This window comes from Magnetococcales bacterium (genome assembly GCA_015228815.1).
In the GTDB taxonomy this organism is placed as follows: domain Bacteria; phylum Pseudomonadota; class Magnetococcia; order Magnetococcales; family UBA8363; genus UBA8363.
In genome coordinates, this window is sequence record JADGCV010000010.1 from 71647 (window position 1) to 90187 (window position 18541).

Here is an 18541-nt window from a genome sequence, read left to right on the forward strand (position 1 = left end):
TGAGTACGGTTTTCACCCAAATTCGGTCACCGAAAAGAGGAACGAAATGCTCTATAACAACCGAGTATTCCAATGGTTATTCGTGAATTTTTCAATAATATCATTATTTTGGGTCCTTCCTGGCCATGGACCCGATGGGTGCCGCGCGACCCCGGCATTTCGCTAGCGCCAGACGATTTCACAAGGTTGACAAATCCCGGTTGACACGGTTGACAAATCAGGACCAGAAGCCTGTTGTGAATGCATTTTTTTGTCAACCAAACCTTGTCAACCAGACCCGGTTGCCAGCCGGATTTGTCAACCAACACCTGTCAACCGGACTGGTTGACAAAACCCTTTCCCTGGAAGCAAACCATGCCACTGCAAATTGAAAACTGGCCCCTGGACCGGTTGACACCCTACGCGCGAAATCCCAGGCGCAACGATGAGGTGGTGGACCGCATGGTGGGGGCCATCCGGGAGTTCGGCTTTCGTATTCCCATCGTTGCCAAAAGCGATGGACTGGTAGTGGATGGCCATCTGCGCCTCAAGGCGGCCCGGCGACTGGGAATGGTGGAGGTGCCGGTGGTGTTGGCCGACGACCTCACGGAGGCCCAGATCAAGGCCTTCCGGTTGCTGGCCAATCAATCCGCCAACTGGGCGCAGTGGGATGAGGATCTGCTCAAGGTTGAGCTGGAAGAGCTGCGCGCCCTGGATTTTAATCTGGAGATGACCGGGTTTGACCTCTCCGAAATCGACCGCATGCTGGAAAGGGAGGGTGGCGAGGAAGGCGGAGGCGGTTCCTGCGGCACCGAGATCATCCCGGAACCACCGGCTACCCCGGTTACCCGGGCGGGGGATCTGTGGATCCTGGGGGATCATCGTCTTCTCTGCGGCAGCAGTCTGGTGGCGGAGGATGTCATTCGCCTGATGAACGGCGAACGGGCGGTTTTATTTGCGACCGACCCGCCTTATCTGGTGGACTACAACGGCACCAATCATCCTCCCAACAGTGCCCGCAAGGCCAAAACCGCCCGGGGTGACACGGGTGGCACCAACGGCAACAAGGATTGGTCCGCCACCTACGGGGTCACATGGGACGACTCTTCCCAGGGGCCGGAACTCTACGAGGGATTCATCAGGAATGCCATCGACCATGCCATCGATCCCCATTCGGCCTGGTACTGTTGGCATGCGTCCAAACGCCAGGCCATGTTGGAATCCATCTGGGAGAAGTACGGAGCCTTCGTTCACCAGCAACTGATCTGGTCCAAGACCCGTGCGGTCATGACCCGGACCCATTATCTTTGGGGGCACGAGCCGTGTTTCTTTGGCTGGATCAAGGGCAACAAACCGCCCCGGGTAAGCGAAGAATATCTCTCCACCGTCTGGCACATGGCTGGCCTGGAGGGTGACGATCGTCCGGAACACCCGACGCCCAAGCCCCTGGACTGCTTCGCCATTCCCATGAAGCAGCATGTCCAGCCGGGCGGTCTTTGCTACGAACCCTTTTCCGGTTCCGGCTCGCAGATCATGGCCGGCGAAAAGACTGGACGGCGCGTATTCGCCATGGAGATCAGCCCGGTCTATGTGGATGTGGCGGTGAAACGATTCATTCAGACCACCGGGCGGATCGTCTACCTGGACGGCTCCGGGGGGAAAACGTTCGAGGATGCAGCGGCGGAACGGGGAATTGATTTGAATTCCTGAAGATCCAGCCTTTCCAGACAGGCCATGGGGACGTAAAGTACCGGGATTCGTTGCCCATTTTCTTCCAGCGCAGACGGTGTTCCCATGAGTTCCCTGACCAAAGCCGAGATCGTCGAGACCCTCTACCGCAACCTTGGTGCGGGCTGGACACGGCCCCAGGCGCAGGACCTGGTGGAATCGGTTCTTGAAATGATCCGGTCATCGCTGGAACGAGGGGAAACGGTCAAACTGCCCGGTTTTGGCAACTTTTCCGTCCGAAAGAAACGCGCCCGGGCGGGCCGTAATCCCAAAAGCGGCGAGGAGGTGGAAATCTCCGCCAGGAAGGTGGTGAGTTTCAAACCCAGTTCCATGCTGAAAGACAGGGTGAGTGGCCAGCCCTCCCAAAGGGCCGCAGAAATACCCGGACAATGCCGGGTGATTTCCGAGAAAGCTTCGATGTGACCGCTACGCGTCGATGCGATAGGCGGTGTGATCGTTCTGTAGGGCGTCCGGATCCATGGGCTTGCCGCCCAGGCCCTCGATGATCTTTCGGAGGGTTGGGCTTCGCCACCCGGTCACCTCGGCGAGCTGGGCGATGGTGGCCCCCTCGGGACGCTTCATCAGGGCAAACATCACCTCCTCCTTGATGACGGCGCGCAGGGCCGGGTTCGGCTTCCGCCGCAGGATGTCCGCCATGCCCAGGGCGTAGGCCTCTTCGAGGGCGTGGAGAATGAAGGTCCAGTTCGATTGGGTGACCTTGATGTGCCGCTCGGCGATGTCGAGCAGCGGTTGATGGGCGGCGATGGTCGTGACCTTGGCCGGCATGGAAGAGCGCACGGCCCAGTCCCGATGGATCTCCTGTTGCCGTGCTTCGGCGTCGAAGGAATGGTCGGTCATCGTCATCACTCCGCTATTTTGTAGGTCGTGCAGCCGCCCTTGGCGTTGGGTCCGACGTGGTGCAGGCGCTCGGTCGTGACCTTCAGGCCCAGGCGTTTCTTGAGGGTACCGGAGATGGCTCCCCTCACCGTGTTGGAACTCCACAATGTTGCCTGAACAATCTGCTCGATGGTGGCTCCCTCCGGGCGCTTCATCATTTCGATCATGAGATTCTGTTTGGAATTCTCCCGGGGAGCGGCTTTGCGCGGGGCTCTTCCCGCGGCAGCCAGGCCGGCCTGATAGGCGGCGGTGAGGGCGTTTTTGATGGGGCCGATATCGTGCATTTGCCCGTCGTAGACGGCCCTGTTGGGGTCAAGCGTGTCAATGCTCAGGTACCTTTGGGCGATGTCATCCAGGATGATGTCCAGTGAATCCGGTTTGATGTCTTGCGGCTCCCCGGAGTTTTCCTGTTCCGGATTGGGTTGGGGGCCGGTTTTCTCTTCCAGTTCAGATGCGCAGGCCTCTGGCAGTTCCAGTGGTTCCTGACCGATGGCGCGGCGCCCCGCGTCGCTGATGCACCAGTTGCGGTATGGCGGGTTGAGGCTGGTATCCTCGATCATGCCCCGTCCTTCCAGGGCGGTGATCACCTTCATGGCGGCACCCCCTTTGATCTTCTCCGGCAGGGGGTGAATGCTTCCATCCGGGCGGCTGGCGGCGGTTTCAAGGATGGTCTTCTGGGCGGTGGTGAGGTTGGTCATCTCTTCAAGTCTCCTGTTTGGATTGCTGTGCGTCGTTGCACCCATGAAGCCATGGAATCGGATGACATATCCAGAACTGTTTGATCCACTTTTTCATAATATTTTCATCATGTTTCACGTTGGTTGCACAGAACTGCCGTGATCCATGGAGCCACCACGACCATGCAGATCAGTCAATCGGAATGGGCACGGCGGCAGGGATTTTCGCGCCAGTATGTGAGCAAGCTGGTCAAAAGCGGCATCATTCGTCTGGTGAATGGGCAGATCGACACGGATCAGGCCGAGTCGGCGTTGGCGGCCACCCGTGAACCGGCGCGGGCGCTGCAACGCAAGGAAAATCCGCTGCAAACACCCGTGCCGGTTGTCACACCGCCAATCAAAAAAGAGGCACCCGGGAGCGTGCTTCCCGTTTTGCCGGACATCCCCGGCGGGAACGCGGGGGATTTGTCCACGCTTTTGCTCAAGGCCCGCATCAAAAGCGAGATCAAACGGGCCAGTCTGTTGGAGATTCGGGAGAAGGTGGAAAGCGGCAAGTTGGTGGATAGTGACGAAATGCATGCAGCGGCATTCAACCGGGGACGTGCGATCCGGGCGGCCTGGGAGGCATGGCCCAACCGGGTGGCTGGCACCATGGGGGCGGAACTGGGGGTGGAAACACGCACCATGCGCATTCTTCTGGAAAAATTCGTGCGCTCGCATCTCCAGGAGTTGGCTGGGATGGATGGAGAAAATCATGGGTGGCAGCACAGCGGAGCAGTATGACGAAGCCTATTTCCAAGGGTTGCGGCCCGATCCAGTGCTGATGGTCTCGCAGTGGGCCGATCGGCAAACGTTCGCAACGGATTGTGTTCCATTTTTCATGGATGGGGTCATGAAATTTTGAGGAACTCGGCACTGCGTGGCGGGGCTGGGCACGGCATGGCAGGGCATGGCGCGGCAATGCAAGGCAAGGATTTTATCGAAAGTCATTTTACCTGTTGGACAACCGGATCAACTCCCACTGGAAAAATCATCATGAAAAGACTATCGATCAGCATCGAGGGCGTGACGCCACTCCTGATGAACAAGTTCCATGACGCGGCCCAAATGGCGGCCACCAGTGGAACACGCATCAGCACGATAGGAAACAAGGGCACGCCACGGGAAATCGCAGAGAGCAAGCTCTACATCGGGCAGGAGGGGATGCCGATCATCCCGAATCCCAACTTGTTCCGGGCGATCATCGACGGAGGCAGTTTTTTCAAGAGCGGCAAATCCAAAGTGACGACCATCAAATCGTCTCTTATTCCGGCCTGTCTCTCCATTGAGGAAATGGAGATCCCCGTCACCCACAAAGATCCATGGATGGTGGATACGCGCCCTGTCCGCATTCCCTCGACTGGGGGACGCATCCTGGCGCATCGCCCTTGCTTCCATGACTGGAAATTGAGGTTCACGGCCCTTCTCGATGACGAAATCATCACCTTGCGATTGTTGAGAGACATCGTGGATGCAACGGGTATCCGGATCGGTCTGGGCGATTTTCGTCCAGCATGTAAAGGACCGTTCGGCAAGTTTGTCGTGACCAACTGGCAAGAGGACGAAATGGATGCCAGAAAGGTGGCGTAATGGCCACCCTCGACGAATTGCAGATCCGCCGGGACCGACTTCTGGAAACAGTTGCTGGAATTGGTGGAGAAGGAAACAGACGATGAGTGAAACGGCCAGACTTTACAACGAGGCCTTCTCCCAAGGGCTGCGGCCAGATCCTTTGTTGCTGGTCTCCCAATGGGCCGACCGGCACAGGGTGCTCTCCTCGGTCTCCTCCAGCGAACCCGGTGCTTGGCGCACCGCACGCACCCCGTATCTGAAGGAGGTAATGGACTGCCTGTCGCCATCCTCTCCGGTGGAACGAGTGGTTTTCATGTCTGGCTCGCAGCTCGGAAAAACCGAAGCGGGCCTGTGCTGGTTGGGATACATCATCCATCTGTCGCCGGGTCCGATCCTGATGACCCAGCCCTCGTTGGAGATGGCCAAGACCTACTCCAAACAACGCCTGGATCCGCTGGTGGAGGCCAGCCCGGCGTTGCGGGATCTGGTGCGTGAACCGCGCTCCCGAGACTCCGGCAACACGATTTTCGTGAAAGAATTTCGCGGCGGTATCCTCAGGATCACCGGGGCCAACTCGGCGGCGGGGCTTTCCTCCATGCCGGTTCGGTTTCTGTTTCTCGATGAGGTGGACCGCTACCCTGGCGACGTGGATGGAGAAGGCGATCCGGTGGCACTGGCCACCCAACGCACCGTCACCTTCTCCAACCGCAAAATACTGATTGTCTCCACTCCGACCATCAAGGGTTTTTCCCGCATCGAGGGTGCCTATGCCGAAAGCGATCAGCGTCGGTATTGGGTGCCCTGCCCGGAGTGCCAAAAGGAACAGGTTCTGGTCTGGAAACAGGTGCGTTGGCCGAAAAATCAACCGGAAAATGCCCATTACGTCTGCATTCATTGCGAGGCGATCATCCCGGAACACCGCAAAGGCTGGATGCTGGAGCGTGGCCGCTGGATCGCCGGGGCCAGGGGCAATGGTTTGATTGCGGGGTTTCATCTGTCAAGCCTTTACAGCCCCATGGGTTGGGTTTCCTGGGGGCAGATCGCCGAGGAGCATGTGCAGGTTCACCGGGATCCGTTTCGCTTGAAGGTATGGGTCAATACCAAACTGGGCGAAACCTGGGAGGAGATTGCCGAGAAACTGGACAGCGAAGGATTGATGGAACGCCGCGAGCTGTTCGGCGACCTGTTGCCCGTTGGCGTCGTGGTCCTGACCGCAGGTATTGACGTCCACCCAGACCGTTTGGAGATTGAAATCGTTGGTTGGGGACGGGATGAGGAGTCCTGGTCCATCAAGCACATCGTGATTTTTGGAGACCCAACGGCACCAACGGTTTGGGATGATCTGGACCATCTGCTGCGTTCCACCTTTGCGCATTCGCGGCAGATGGATGACCTTCCCATCTTTGCCGCTGCCATCGACACCGGCGGTGCCAACACCATGTCGGCCTATGCCTTCTGTCGGGACCGGCAGGATCGGAGGGTGTGGGGCATCAAGGGAATCGGCGGCATGGGCAAACCACTTTGGCCGCTGCGGGCCAGTCGTAACAACAAGGGACGGATCCCGCTGTTTATCATCGGTGTCGATGCTGCCAAGGAATCGATTTACGCCAGGCTGCGCATCAAAACCCCTGGGCCAGGCTATTGCCACTTCCCGAAGGATCGAGACGCCGAATGGTTTCGCCAATTGACGTCAGAAAAAGTAGCCACCCGTTACGTCAAAGGTCGTCCCATCCGGGAGTGGAAAAAACCGGACAGCGCACGCAACGAGGCGTTGGACTGCCGGGTTTATGCCGTGGCGGCCCTGCACGGCATGATGAACATGGGGTTTCGGCTGAACGTCGAGGCAGACTGGCAGGAAAAAATTCCTCTCAAGGAGGGGATCACCGTTGTTACTCCTGTCGAGGAGCCGCGATTGGTGTTGCCTGAAAAAAACCGGATTGTTGCGCCGCCACAGATTGAGAAACCACGGTGGCTTGCAGGTCGGCGTTCTGGGTGGTTGGACAGGAGGTAACGAAAAAAATACCGCCCCCTTTGTAGGGGCGGCAGTTTTTCAGACGCCATCAAAAAACACCTCGGCATCATCGCCGTATTCAGCAGCCTTATGAACAGAGGCCTTGATGCGGGCGCGGGCAAGGCGATGCGCGATCTTGGTGTCCCTGGTCTGTGCTTTTTTGCTGCGACGATTCCGGTAAGTATCCCAGGGAAAAGTGTCATGCCCAGGGCAGCAAAAAACATCTTCGCGACGGACTCCGTAGGGTTTCATGGATTGGTCCTCCTTCATGGCTGATGTGATGACGACATGAAGCCATCAGAGGCGGACACATATCAAGAAAATAATGAGAAATTTTTCAATAAAAACAGTGATTGCGATGATGTGTCGCAAACCGTGGACGGGTTTACAGAATTGGTGGGGCGAGTTGCCCGGAAATCGCCGCCGTCCGATGTTTTGAAACCGGAGCGGCGGCGTAATTCCAGGGAATCAATGCACCATACCGATGGCTTTGCGATAGACATCAAGCATGGTTTCCTTCTCATCCAGTTCGTGTTCTTCCATTTTCCGGATCTTGAGAAGTTCTTTCATTATTTTGACATCGAAACCATTTCCTTTGGCTTCCTGGAACACCTCCTTGATGTCTTCGCAGAGGGTCGTCTTTTCTTCCTCAAGACGCTCGATTCGTTCCAGATAGCGAAGCAGAACTTCACCAGGGATACCTTGGTATTCGGAGGGGACTGCGGGGGATTTTTGGACTTCCGGCATATTCGACTCCTTGATGCATGAATGTGCGATGTCAAAATTTCGTAAAACACAGCTCCATATCATCATCGCAAGCAATAGGTGTGCCTTATCGGAACGTAGCCATTATGTATGGCTGGAGTAAACGTCATGGCTTTCACGCAAACAGAACTTGATGAACTCAAACAAGCCTACGCCTCCGGTGCCCTGCGCGTCGTCCACGAAGGCAAAACGGTCGAATACGGGTCGGAGGCCGATTTGCTGCGCCGTATCCGCATGGTTGAGGGCGAATTGAAAACCACGACTGGTCAGAATGCACCCAACGTCAGTTTTGCCAGTTTTTCCAGGGGCTGATGGGCATGAATATGCTTGATCGCATTGTGGTGGCCATCTCGCCAGAGCGAGGTCTGCGCCGTGTTCGAGCCAGGGGGGCCATCGATGTTTTGCGCCGTGAATACGATGGTGCCAAGACTGGCCGTCGCACCGATGGGTGGATTACGCCCGGCAATGACGCCAACGCAGAAATCGCCATCGCCTCCACCCGGTTGCGCAACCGCGCCAGGGATCTGGTGCGCAACAACCCGTTTGCTGCCAAGGCGGTCATCACCTATGCCTCCAGCATGGTAGGCTCCGGCATCCGTCCCAGGCCCAAAGCCGAATCCAAAGTTCTGGACGCTCAGATCACCAGTCTGTGGGAGGATTTTTCCAACCAATGTGATGCCGACGGTCGCACCAACTTTTACGGTATCCAAACATTGATGGTGCGCAGCATGGTGGAGAGCGGGGAATGCCTCCTCCACATGATCAGCCGCCCATCATCTTTCGGGCTGGCCGTGCCGCTGCAACTCCGGGTGCTGGAAGCTGACCATCTGGATGTTTCTCGTGACCAAAACCTTCCGGGTGGTGGCTTCATCCAGCAGGGGATCGAGTTCGACAGCCACGGAACCCGGGTGGCTTATTGGCTCTACCCACAACACCCGGGGTCGTCCAACATCACCGCCAAAACGGTGAGTATTCGTGTTCCGGCATCAGATGTGGTCCACCTTTTTGACCGCATGCGCCCCGGACAAAACCGTGGCGTCACCTGGTTCGCACCAGCGTTGCTGCGCATGCGTGATCTCGACGACTACGATGAAGCGGAGTTGATGCGCAAAAAGATCGAGGCCTGTTTCGTCGGGTTTGTCATCAACGCCGATCCTGGTCAGTCGCTATCGATTCCAAAGACAGAAGCCAACGAAAAACGGGTGGAATCGTTCGAGCCGGGCATGGTGTCGTATTTGCCTCCCGGAAAAGATATCCGTTTTGGTTCCCCGGCAACCACCTCTGGATATGTCGAATACATGCGCTGGCACTTCCACGCGGTATCGGCGGCCTTGGGGCTGACCTACGAATTGCTGACGGGTGACCTGTCCCAGGTCAACTATTCCTCCCTGCGTGCCGGATTGATCGAGTTTCGCCGTCGGATCGATGCCATGCAACGACAGGTGTTGGTTCCGCAGCTCTGTACCCCAGTCTGGAACCGGTTTTTGTCCACCGCCCAAGCTGCCGGGCTGGTGGGTGATGGCAAAATCAGAATCCAGTGGACGCCGCCCCGGTTTGAAGCGGTTGACCCGCAAAAAGACACCATGGGCGAAATCCTCATGATCCGGGCCGGATTGATGTCTCTTGCCGAGGGAATTGCCCGCCAGGGCTACGATCCCGACGTTGTAACGGCGGAATTCGCCGAGATGAATAAGGTTCTTGACCAACTGGGTATCACTCTGGATACCGATCCCCGCAAATCGACCCGCAACGGGCAGCACAGGCAGTAGAAACAAACCACCGGAGAAAAAGAAATGGAAAAAAGAATCGACCTGCCCATGCAGGTTCGGTCGGCCAGTTTCGTCCCGGAAACGGTCAATGCCGAGGCACATACCGTTGAAATGGTATGGTCCACCGGGGCCACGGTGCGCAGACGCGATTGGATGTCCGGCCAGAGTTACGATGAAATCCTCTCCATGGACCCAGCCCATGTTCGTCTTGGCCGACTCAACGGTGGGGCACCTCTTCTGAACAGCCATCAGGCATCCACGCTTGATGATGTCATTGGCGTTGTGGACCGGGCATGGATCACTCCCGGAACCAACGGATACGAGGGACGTGCCAGTGTGCGTTTTTCCCAACGAGAAGATGTAGCGCCGATCTTCAAAGACGTTCAGGACGGAATTCTGCGCAATGTCTCGGTTGCCTACACCGTTCACAAATACGAAATCACGGAAGAAAGAGGAAAGGTCCCGGTCTGGCGGGCGGTGGACTGGTCGCCTTTGGAACTATCCGCAGTCCCGATTGGTGCCGATCCGGGTGCAGGTTTCCGCTCGACCGAACCCAAAACCAACCCATGTGAAATAGTCCATACCAAAGGAGCAGAAATGTCTGATCAAGCCCGAACCCCAGCAGAAGTGGCGACAGATTCTGCCGCCAATACGACCACCCCTCAGGCGACGCAACCCAAAGGGACAGAAATGCCAGACCCCGTCGCTCCCACGGAAGACACGGCCTCAAAACCTGTCGAAACCCGATCTGCTGTCTTGGGAAAACCCGATGATGCACCCACCCAGACCCGTGCCACCACCGTGGAAGATACAGAGTCCATGATCAAGCGGGCGTTGGCGGCTGAACGCAAACGGTTGGCGGACATTTACGATGCCCAGGAGAAACTCAAAGTGGATCGCTCTTTTGCTGATAAACTGGTCAAAGAAGGCGTTGGTCTGGACGATGCCCGCAGGAGCCTTATCGATGAAGCCGCCAAGCGTTCCGGCGAGATTCAAAACCACGTGATCACCATCGGCCAGGATGAAAAAACCACCCGCAATGCGGCGGTGGAAAACGCTTTGCTGCACCGTTTTGACCCAACCAACCATAAACTCACCGATGCTGCCCGCGAATGGCGTGGGTTGACGTTGCTGGAAATGGCCAGGACATTTTTGGAGAAGGACAATCATCGTGTAACCAATGGTCTTTCCCGGCATGAATTGGCCACTCGCGCACTGCACACCACGTCGGATTTCCCGACTATTTTAGCCAACGTGGCCAACAAAACCCTGCGCAACGCTTATGAAACTGCTCCGCGTACCTTCCAGCCTTTCTGCCGCCAGGTGACTGCCAATGACTTCAAAGCCATGACCCGGGTGCAACTGGGCGAGGCCCCGGCTTTGGACAAAGTCAACGAGGGTGGCGAATACAAACGTGGTCCCATGGGTGAGGGAAAAGAATCCTACCGGGTGGAAACCTATGGCAAGATCATTTCCATTTCGCGACAAGTTTTGGTCAACGACGACCTGAATGCGTTCACCCGTATTCCGCAATTATTCGGTGTGGCGGCGGCCAATTTGGAAAGCGATGTGATTTGGAGCATCTTCACCTCCAACCCGAATATGGGCGATGGGGTGGCGCTTTTTCATGCCAATCACAAGAACCTGGCGGCGGCTGGCACCACCATTTCAGTTGCATCCCTCGCCGCTGCCCGCAAAGCCATGGCGGTCCAAACCGGGTTGGATGGCACGACCATCCTCAATGTTCGTCCCGCATTTATCCTTGTCCCGGCAGCGTTGGAGGTTACTGCCGAACAGCTTTTGGCGGTGAATCTGTTCCCAGCCAAATCCGTTGATGTGGTCACCCCATCCATTCGTTCGTTGGTGGTCATCGCCGAGCCGCGTCTGGACGCATCCAGTGATAAAACTTGGTATTTATCTTCAAATCCAAGTCAGATCGACACCATCGAGTATGCCTATTTGGAGGGCCAGACCGGTGTCTACATCGAAACCCGCATGGGTTTTGAGGTGGATGGCGTGGAGATCAAAGCCCGGCTGGATTTCGGGGCCAAGGCCATCGATTGGCGTGGATTCTTCAAGAATCCAGGCGCGTAAAGTTTGAGGAGGAATGCGATGAGAAACTGGATCCAACCGGGCGACACGATCACGGTGGTCGCCCCTGCCGCCGTCAATGGTGGCGATGGGTTGATGGTCGGTGCCTTGTTTGGCGTGGCGGTCTCCACTGCCGTCATCGGCACCAATGTGGAAATGGCTACCACCGGTGTGGTGGACCTGCCCAAGGCCTCCGGTGCCATCACCCAGGGTGCAAAACTTTACTGGGACAACACCGCAAAGAACGTTACCACGACCGTTGGCACCAACACCTTGATTGGTTGCGCCATCGTGGTCGCTGCCGTTGGCGACACCACCGCCCGGGTACGGCTGAATGGGGTCGTGGCGTGAGTCGCTGGGACACAATGCGTACATTGTTGAACCGATCCTGTTTTGCCACCTTCAGCATTCCGGTGGTGTACACCCCCTCCCTGGAAAACAGGATGGAGTTGGGCGGCATGCCCATCAATCTGGTCGGAATCTTCGATGAAAAACGTGAAATCGTCTCTCTGATGGGAAATGGTGGCCTCGATGTCGTCATCCCGCGCGCCGTTCTGGAGATCAAAATCTCCGATCTGGGCATCGAGCCCATGGCCGAAGACGATGTGACCATCGATGGGGTGCCGTATCGCGTGTTCGAGGTCCAGCCTGACGGGAAGGACCTGGCCATTCTGGTTCTCAACCGCATTCAGGATCCATTCGCGGTTTTTTGACTGGAGCGCCCCATGGTGTCACAAGCAAATAATTTCAAATTTTATCGCGGCGACACCAAGGTCTTCACCCTGTCGTTTGCCGCCGTGGCCGGAACGCCGATCGATATCACCGGCCACGAGTTGTGGTTCACCATGAAACATTCACCCAATGATCCGGACGTGGCCGCCGTACTTCAAAAGCGGATCGTTTTTCCGGCGACCCCGGAATCGGTGGCCGGGGCGGGTTCACTGACCCTCCATTCGACCGAGACCGCAGTCATCGAGCCGGGGGTGTATTTCTATGACATGCAAAAGGTCATTCCCGGCATTCCAGGAGAGCCGAACACACCGCCGGTGGTTGCGACCCTCATCAGCGGGCGCATCCAGGTGCTGCCGGACATCACCCAAAGATGCGGTTCATCGCCATGACCGGGCAACGGATCGAGGTCACGGTTGGCGAACAACCCATCGTCGTGACCCTGGGCGAGCCGCAGCTCAAAGTCGCCGTCAAGGATGAATGGCTGAATTTTTCCGCACCGGTCGTTCTGCAATCGACCGGAGGATGGCCCTTTGGGGAAAACCCCAGGCGGGTGAACGGGATTGCCCAAAACGTTCCGACGATTGTGGATCGCGTGGTGATGCCAGGGCAGTACCGGCAGGTCAAATGGCTGCTGGCCATCACGGATTCCTCCCTCGGTCTGGGAATCGGCAGTGAGATCAACGTGTTCATGAGAGGAGGCATCATCGATTTCACGGAATACGCAATCACAGGGGATGCAGACATTCTCACCTACAAGATTGATTTCGTTGTGGACGGGGATGAGGTGTTGATGATGTTGACGTCGTTTTACGACGGATTGCTGGATGTAGTCAGCATGAAAATCGGTATTTTTTCTTGAACAAACAACCTGATTTTGGAGATCAATCATGGGTACTGTTGCCCCGTTTCGCATCAAAGGTGGGTTGGACCTTGATGGCAAGGTTCAATTCCAGGTGTTTCCTTCCATTCCGTCTGGTACGCAGGCGGATTTGCTGTCCGTAGGATCCTTGGCGATTGCCCAGGACAGTGGCCAATGGTATCGCAAAACCACCATTGGTGCCGGTCCGGACAAATGGGCCGCGTTGCTCACGTCGATGGATACCCTGGGGATCGCCCCCAACTGGCTCAGTCCGGTAGACGCCGCAATCACTGCGGTCATGACCAAAACGGAAGCGAAAACCGTCGCGCTGGCCATGCCGAACCTGCCCATTCGTGTCCTGTGCGCGAATCTTTCGGACGCTACCGCTGCCATCCATGACGCGGGGTTTTATCCCCAGGCCGGGGTACTCATGGATCCGGCGGTGGCCAATCCTCCGGGGAGCCATGTCTACGAACTTCGTTCCACGCTTCCGATCACAGCAGACACCTCGGCTGGTAATGATTTGACACTGGAGCTTACCACCAACAATCCGGTGGATGCGACCGAGACCACCGGTACCATCGTCGGCAACGCCATCGCCGTGAACCTGAAAAACACCGCCGGTACCTCCACGGCAACGATGTTCGATGTGGTCCGTGCCCTCGAAGCGGTGGATACGGACAACAGGGTCAGGATGCATTGTCCCGATTTTACCGCAGAGCAGATTGCCGCCGGGGTCGATACCCTCACCCCGTGCCCCTTGCCGTTGCCGCCGACCGCCTTCACTGGCGGATCGGCGGCACGAATTGGCTTCGAGAAGGTTCCCGTCCGGGAGATCCAGGATGAGACCCGGCAAAACTTTGCTGGCGATACGGTGTATGTCGCGGAGGGTGCCGAGAAGGGGTCCGTCTACTGCTACAACATGGACCAGGTCTGGGTGAAACAGGGGGCCAGCAACGTTTTGGAAACCGGCTTCATTCAAACCTTTGTCGGCAAATCCGGTGATGGCGCGGAGCTGCCGACCTATTCCAGCAACGCCATCGTGACTCAATCGGCCAACCTGGAAACCGCCATCGGTCAGTTGGACGCGGCGGAGCAGGATACCCGTGATTTCATTGGGATGAGTGTCGGCGAGGAGATGCCGCTCTACGCCACCACCCATGTCGTCGAGCAGGGGGCCAGTCTCAATGAGGCCATCAGCCAGTTGGATCTGGAACTTTCCTACCTGTCCGCCTTCATGGGCAAGGTCAAAGGCAATGGGCTGCCCGTTTATGCCTCCACCAGGATTGTGACCCAGAATGGCACGCTTGAAGAGGCCATCAGCCAGTTGGATGACGCCTTGGGGACCGTGAGCCACGAGAGCAACGTAACCCAGGTGACGACGGCGGTTACTGCCGATTCCATCCTCATGGAACAGGAAATGGCCGCCGAGTGGCTCATTCATGCGCGGGAAGTCGCCAATCCCGGCAACGTTTATTTTACTCGTATCCTTGCCGCGCACAATGCCGCCATCGGCCTCCCTGCGACCGCCGCCCATTTCAACGAATCCGGCATCATCGAACTGGGGCAACCCATCGACGGCTTTGCCATCACCATGGACGTGGAAACCTCGGGTCCGTTGAATGCCCGGACCATGCGGTTGCGCATGGCCTCCGTCGTACCGGTGGACGTGACCCTGTCCCGCTCCATCGTGCGCCGGGCGGCGTAACTCTGCATCCATATCATCCTTTGCCGTTGGACCCGCCAGAGCGGAAGGGACCCAAGCCTTCCGCTTTGCGCGTTTTGGGGGAGATCGATGACGACGCCCGATTTCACTTCCGCCTATCGTGTCCGGTGCCTGTCGCTCGATGGTCACGTCGGCATTTTTTCCGGGGATGAAGACCCCCGGACGATGGATACCTCCTCTTTCCCGGTCGGGTCGGTGTACTTCCAGACCGACGGCACGACCTGGAAACGCACGGGTCCGGCGGCATCCGCATGGATCAAGGACGGCCAACCAAACCCCCGTGGCGATGGATGCCCCTGGTTGCAGGTGGTCCGGGCCGTCCAGGCGACCTCAACGGAAGCGCAGGTACTCAGGTTGATACAAATGATGTCCATGGGAACACGTTGCAATCACGAACACCATTGAAGAAGGAGCAGTACACGTCATGTCGAAACACATTCATTTTAATGCCGAGTCCAGGTCTTTCATCTTTGCCGAAGATGTCGGCGGCCCGGGAACGCCAGGGGCGAATCTGGTCACCGGGGCGGAACCACAGTCAGAACCGAACGCAGGGGATTGGTGGCTGAACGCCTTGAATTTCGAAGTTTCAGAGTTTGTCGGTGACCAATGGGTGGTGCGCGGCACGCTCAGGCGTGGTCAGGCGGTCCCTGGAGAACGGGGTCTCCCCGGACCCCAGGGGATTCAAGGAATCAAGGGTGATCCCGGCGATGTCGGTCCCCAAGGATCCCAGGGACCTCAAGGACCCCAGGGGATTCAAGGAATCAAGGGGGACAGCGGTAACATCGGACCCGCTGGACCCCAAGGTCCCCAAGGATCCCAAGGACCTCAAGGTTTGACCGGTCTGCAGGGGATCAAGGGTGACACCGGTGACGGCGGACCCCAAGGCCCCCAAGGTTCTCAAGGATCCCAAGGTTTGACCGGTCCGCAGGGGATCAAGGGTGACACCGGTGACGGCGGCGGAATGGTACCGGGCTATTTCGGCATGAATGATTGGATGGGCGTGGTCAAGAGAATCGGTTCCGTGACACTTGGAACGTCGATTCAAAAAATGATCTATTGCCCGAGCAATCACTATCTGTATGCGTTGGACAATGATGGGGTCGGTACCGTCAAGGTGTTGAACCCATTGAACAACACCACGGTCGCCAGCTTCGCTCTGCCATCGGGACTCGGTGTTGGTACCGGCATGGCCTACAGCCCAGTCAACGACAAACTTTACATCGTCACGCAAAGCAACAGCGTGGTCGTCATCGATCCCGCGACCAACGCCCTGGCCCCGGTGCAACCCATCGGGGTTGGTTCAAGCCCGGTCGCCATCGAATACTGCCCGGCAAACGACCGGCTGTATGTCTCGAATGCCGAAAGCAGCACCATTTCGGTCATCGATCCTTCGTTGAATACGGTCGTGGCCACGATTCCCCTGAGTGCGATGCCGGGCCAGATGGCCTACAGCCCCGTCAACGACAAACTTTACATCGTCACGCAAAGCAACAGCGTGGTCGTCATCGATCCGGTGAACCATTCCCCGATGACGGGCATCTCTGTCGGCGAGGGTCCCCTTTCCATCTCCTATTGTCCAGTCAACAACAGGATCTATACGACAAACCCCGGTGAAGGGACGATTTCCGTCATCGATCCCATGGACAACACGGTGCCCTACACCATGGGGATCAGTGCTGGACTTCCACAAGGCATCATCTACTGCCCGGACACCCGGAGAATGATGGCGACGACCGTTTTCCCGGGCAAGGTCATCGCCATCGAACCGACGGTCTACTCCGGAGGCCGGGAGACCGTCGCCGTGGCACTGACGGGATCGGGAAATGTTTCCCAAAACCTCGTGTATTGTCCTGTCAATCAAAGAAAATATGTCTTGCAGGGAGATTCCGGGGTACTCATCTTTTCCTGACCCCATCGGATTGGAGCTTGAATGGACGATTATCTCGCCGCTGCCCCCTTGATCGTGGCCCGGCTCAATGAGCGGATCGGCAACGTCACCATCAAGCCGGTCTGGGGCATGCCCAGGATCCAGGAGACCTTCGACCTGCCCCCGGCGGTGTGGGTCTTCCTGGAGGAGGATCGTCCCGGCCAAGCCAACCTGTTGGAGGATGGGGTGTCACAGCGGGTCGAGCAAATATGGCTCTGCCTGATGGTCGTCAATGATGCCGAACACGAAGCGGGGCTTTTGATCAGTCAAATCATCGCGGCATTGAACGGTTGGCAACCCGCAGGGGAGACGTTTGCGCCGTTCACGCGCGTCAAATCAACCTTTGCTCCGGATCACTCGCCCACCGGGATGTACTACTTCCCGGTGGCGTTTTCCACCCATTTTGTCTTCCAGAAGGATTAAACTCATGGCGAGCAGCCAAGTCAGTCTCATCGGTGTCGGCAGGGTGTTCATCGGATTGCGCTCCGGCGGCAAGTTGCGCTTCGTTGGACAGGTGAAGGAGTTCAAGTTAACCATCTCGGAGAAGACCGAAGAATTGAAGGATTATGTCAATGGCGGCGGCCTGGCGGACAGCGTCAGTTTCATCGAAAAGGTGGAAGCCTCCCTCACGTTTGCCAGTCTGTCGGTGAAAAACCTTGCGTTGGCCCTGCGTGGCGTCGATGGCCCGACGGAGGAGATCACGAAGAACAATGAAGAATACATCGCCTACCAGGGAGGACTCATCCCGTTGGAAGGGGTGGGACTGAAAAATGAAACCGTGACCGTTGCCCCGGCGACCCTCTGGACGGCGATCACGCCTTTCGTCTCCGGCGACCTCATCAAACCCACCGTGGGCACCCATTTTTATCGCTGCAAAACCGCAGGGACCAGTGGCACCACGGCTCCCACCTGGAAAACCGATGGCACCGATACCACCGACGGAACCATCACCTGGACCGACATGGGAACCATGGCCTTGACCGCCAGCGAATACGAACTCACCAGTGCGGGAATCTTCATCCCGGAGACCTCCACCAAGATTTCCCCGCAGGGCACCCCGGTCAAGGTCACCTGCACCACCTCTGCCGGGTCCATCATCCAAACGTTGGTCAATGCGGGCGAAGCGTATCGGATCGTGTTCGCGGGCAAAAATTTTGCCCGTGCTGGCAGTCCCCTGTCGGTCGATCTTTTTCGGGTCAAATTTTCTCCGGTGAAGGATCTTTCGTTCATCGGGGAATCGTTCGCGGAATTGCCTTTGACCGCCAGCGTGCTGTCCGATGACACCAGGACCGGCGTGGGCCTCAGCTCATTTTGCAAAATCGAACTGTAAGGAGGGAGGATCATGCGCCGCAGCAAAACCATCACCCTGGGCCACCCGCCACGGGAAGTGACCCTCCGGGAACCGACGGTTGCCGAAATACGCAACTGGCTCCTGGATCTGGAACGACTCAAGAACGACCCCATCGATTTCGTGACCCATGGCCTGTTCAACGACGCCTCGCTGACCGACCTTGTGCTGATGTCCAATCTGTCATTGGCGGACCTGGAGACGATGGTCCCCTCGGAACTCCGGGAATTGATCACCGCCTGTCAGGAGTTGAACCCCGATTTTTTTACCGTGCGCCAGCGTCGGATGCTGATGTGGCAGATGGAGGCGCACAAAGCCTATGCGACGCTGACCAGGGAGCAACAATGGATGATCTCCGAGCCGGGTCCGGTGGAAACGATTTCGCCTCCATGAGCAACCATCTGGTCCGGTCGGCCTGCAC

22 protein-coding genes are annotated in these 18541 nt (G+C 57.4%); 18 read left to right on the top strand and 4 right to left on the bottom strand.

The genetic code is table 11. The annotated features are described in order from the left end of the window. The first annotated feature begins 354 nt into the window (after positions 1-354). Together HQL76_06175 and HQL76_06180 are read left to right on the top strand one after the other, a co-directional pair. Entirely contained in the window at positions 355-1689 is a 1335-nt protein-coding gene (locus tag HQL76_06175; protein ID MBF0108744.1) for a DNA modification methylase, read from the top strand. Positions 1690-1773: 84 nt separating this feature from the next. Continuing rightward, the gene (locus HQL76_06180) at positions 1774-2130 is read left to right on the top strand and encodes an integration host factor subunit alpha (protein MBF0108745.1); all 357 of its coding nucleotides are present in this window, start codon (positions 1774-1776) and stop codon (positions 2128-2130) included. Between the two features lie 3 nt (positions 2131-2133). On the opposite strand, the gene HQL76_06185 is transcribed toward HQL76_06180, so the two are convergent. Continuing rightward, complete coding sequence (locus tag HQL76_06185; protein MBF0108746.1) at positions 2134-2565, bottom strand: DUF3489 domain-containing protein; 432 nt, start codon at positions 2563-2565, stop codon at positions 2134-2136. Positions 2566-2570: 5 nt separating this feature from the next. Then, on the bottom strand, positions 2571-3302 hold the full coding sequence (locus HQL76_06190) for a DUF3489 domain-containing protein (GenBank protein MBF0108747.1): 732 nt from the start codon (positions 3300-3302) through the stop codon (positions 2571-2573). A gap of 162 nt (positions 3303-3464) precedes the next feature. Here HQL76_06190 and HQL76_06195 point away from each other — a divergent pair, with 162 nt between their 5' ends. The 3 genes from HQL76_06195 (at position 3465) to HQL76_06205 (ending at position 6903) form a co-directional block, all read left to right on the top strand. Continuing rightward, positions 3465-4064, top strand: a complete 600-nt coding sequence (locus HQL76_06195) for a hypothetical protein (GenBank protein ID MBF0108748.1) — start codon at positions 3465-3467, stop codon at positions 4062-4064. 252 nt (positions 4065-4316) lie between these two features. Beyond that, positions 4317-4910, top strand: a complete 594-nt coding sequence (locus HQL76_06200) for a hypothetical protein (GenBank protein ID MBF0108749.1) — start codon at positions 4317-4319, stop codon at positions 4908-4910. An 82-nt stretch (positions 4911-4992) separates the two neighbouring features. Continuing rightward, positions 4993-6903 (top strand): phage terminase large subunit family protein, encoded by a 1911-nt coding sequence (locus tag HQL76_06205; protein ID MBF0108750.1) that lies wholly within the window; start codon positions 4993-4995, stop codon positions 6901-6903. Between the two features lie 39 nt (positions 6904-6942). Here the strand turns inward: HQL76_06205 and HQL76_06210 are convergent, their stop codons facing one another. After that, entirely contained in the window at positions 6943-7155 is a 213-nt protein-coding gene (locus HQL76_06210; GenBank protein MBF0108751.1) for a hypothetical protein, read from the bottom strand. Positions 7156-7371: 216 nt separating this feature from the next. Continuing rightward, positions 7372-7650 (bottom strand): DUF2312 domain-containing protein, encoded by a 279-nt coding sequence (locus HQL76_06215; protein ID MBF0108752.1) that lies wholly within the window; start codon positions 7648-7650, stop codon positions 7372-7374. A gap of 126 nt (positions 7651-7776) precedes the next feature. Between HQL76_06215 and HQL76_06220 the strand changes: the two genes are divergently transcribed. The 13 genes from HQL76_06220 to HQL76_06280 all read left to right on the top strand — a co-directional run bounded on the left by HQL76_06220 (position 7777) and on the right by HQL76_06280 (position 18513). Continuing rightward, entirely contained in the window at positions 7777-7980 is a 204-nt protein-coding gene (locus HQL76_06220) for a hypothetical protein (protein MBF0108753.1), read from the top strand. Next, positions 7980-9437 (top strand): phage portal protein, encoded by a 1458-nt coding sequence (locus HQL76_06225; protein MBF0108754.1) that lies wholly within the window; start codon positions 7980-7982, stop codon positions 9435-9437. Before HQL76_06220 ends, HQL76_06225 begins: the two co-directional genes overlap by 1 nt. A gap of 24 nt (positions 9438-9461) precedes the next feature. Further along, positions 9462-11531, top strand: coding sequence for a peptidase U37 (locus tag HQL76_06230; protein MBF0108755.1), 2070 nt, complete (start codon positions 9462-9464; stop codon positions 11529-11531). Between the two features lie 18 nt (positions 11532-11549). Continuing rightward, positions 11550-11879, top strand: coding sequence for a DUF2190 family protein (locus tag HQL76_06235; GenBank protein MBF0108756.1), 330 nt, complete (start codon positions 11550-11552; stop codon positions 11877-11879). Positions 11880-11893: 14 nt separating this feature from the next. Then, positions 11894-12241, top strand: a complete 348-nt coding sequence (locus HQL76_06240) for a hypothetical protein (protein ID MBF0108757.1) — start codon at positions 11894-11896, stop codon at positions 12239-12241. Positions 12242-12253: 12 nt separating this feature from the next. Then, a complete protein-coding gene (locus HQL76_06245) occupies positions 12254-12649 on the top strand; it encodes a hypothetical protein (GenBank protein MBF0108758.1) in 396 nt (131 codons plus the stop codon). Further along, the gene (locus HQL76_06250) at positions 12631-13119 is read left to right on the top strand and encodes a hypothetical protein (GenBank protein ID MBF0108759.1); all 489 of its coding nucleotides are present in this window, start codon (positions 12631-12633) and stop codon (positions 13117-13119) included. The genes HQL76_06245 and HQL76_06250 overlap by 19 nt, the downstream gene beginning before the upstream one ends. Before the next feature lie 28 nt (positions 13120-13147). After that, on the top strand, positions 13148-14827 hold the full coding sequence (locus HQL76_06255) for a hypothetical protein (GenBank protein ID MBF0108760.1): 1680 nt from the start codon (positions 13148-13150) through the stop codon (positions 14825-14827). An 87-nt stretch (positions 14828-14914) separates the two neighbouring features. Continuing rightward, positions 14915-15250: a hypothetical protein gene (locus HQL76_06260; GenBank protein MBF0108761.1), complete on the top strand. Its 336-nt coding sequence runs from the start codon at positions 14915-14917 to the stop codon at positions 15248-15250. A 19-nt stretch (positions 15251-15269) separates the two neighbouring features. Further along, positions 15270-16754 (top strand): hypothetical protein, encoded by a 1485-nt coding sequence (locus HQL76_06265; protein MBF0108762.1) that lies wholly within the window; start codon positions 15270-15272, stop codon positions 16752-16754. A gap of 21 nt (positions 16755-16775) precedes the next feature. Further along, positions 16776-17195: a hypothetical protein gene (locus tag HQL76_06270; protein MBF0108763.1), complete on the top strand. Its 420-nt coding sequence runs from the start codon at positions 16776-16778 to the stop codon at positions 17193-17195. A 4-nt stretch (positions 17196-17199) separates the two neighbouring features. Continuing rightward, a complete protein-coding gene (locus HQL76_06275) occupies positions 17200-18102 on the top strand; it encodes a hypothetical protein (GenBank protein MBF0108764.1) in 903 nt (300 codons plus the stop codon). Between the two features lie 12 nt (positions 18103-18114). After that, positions 18115-18513: a hypothetical protein gene (locus HQL76_06280; protein ID MBF0108765.1), complete on the top strand. Its 399-nt coding sequence runs from the start codon at positions 18115-18117 to the stop codon at positions 18511-18513. The last annotated feature ends 28 nt before the right edge of the window (positions 18514-18541 follow it).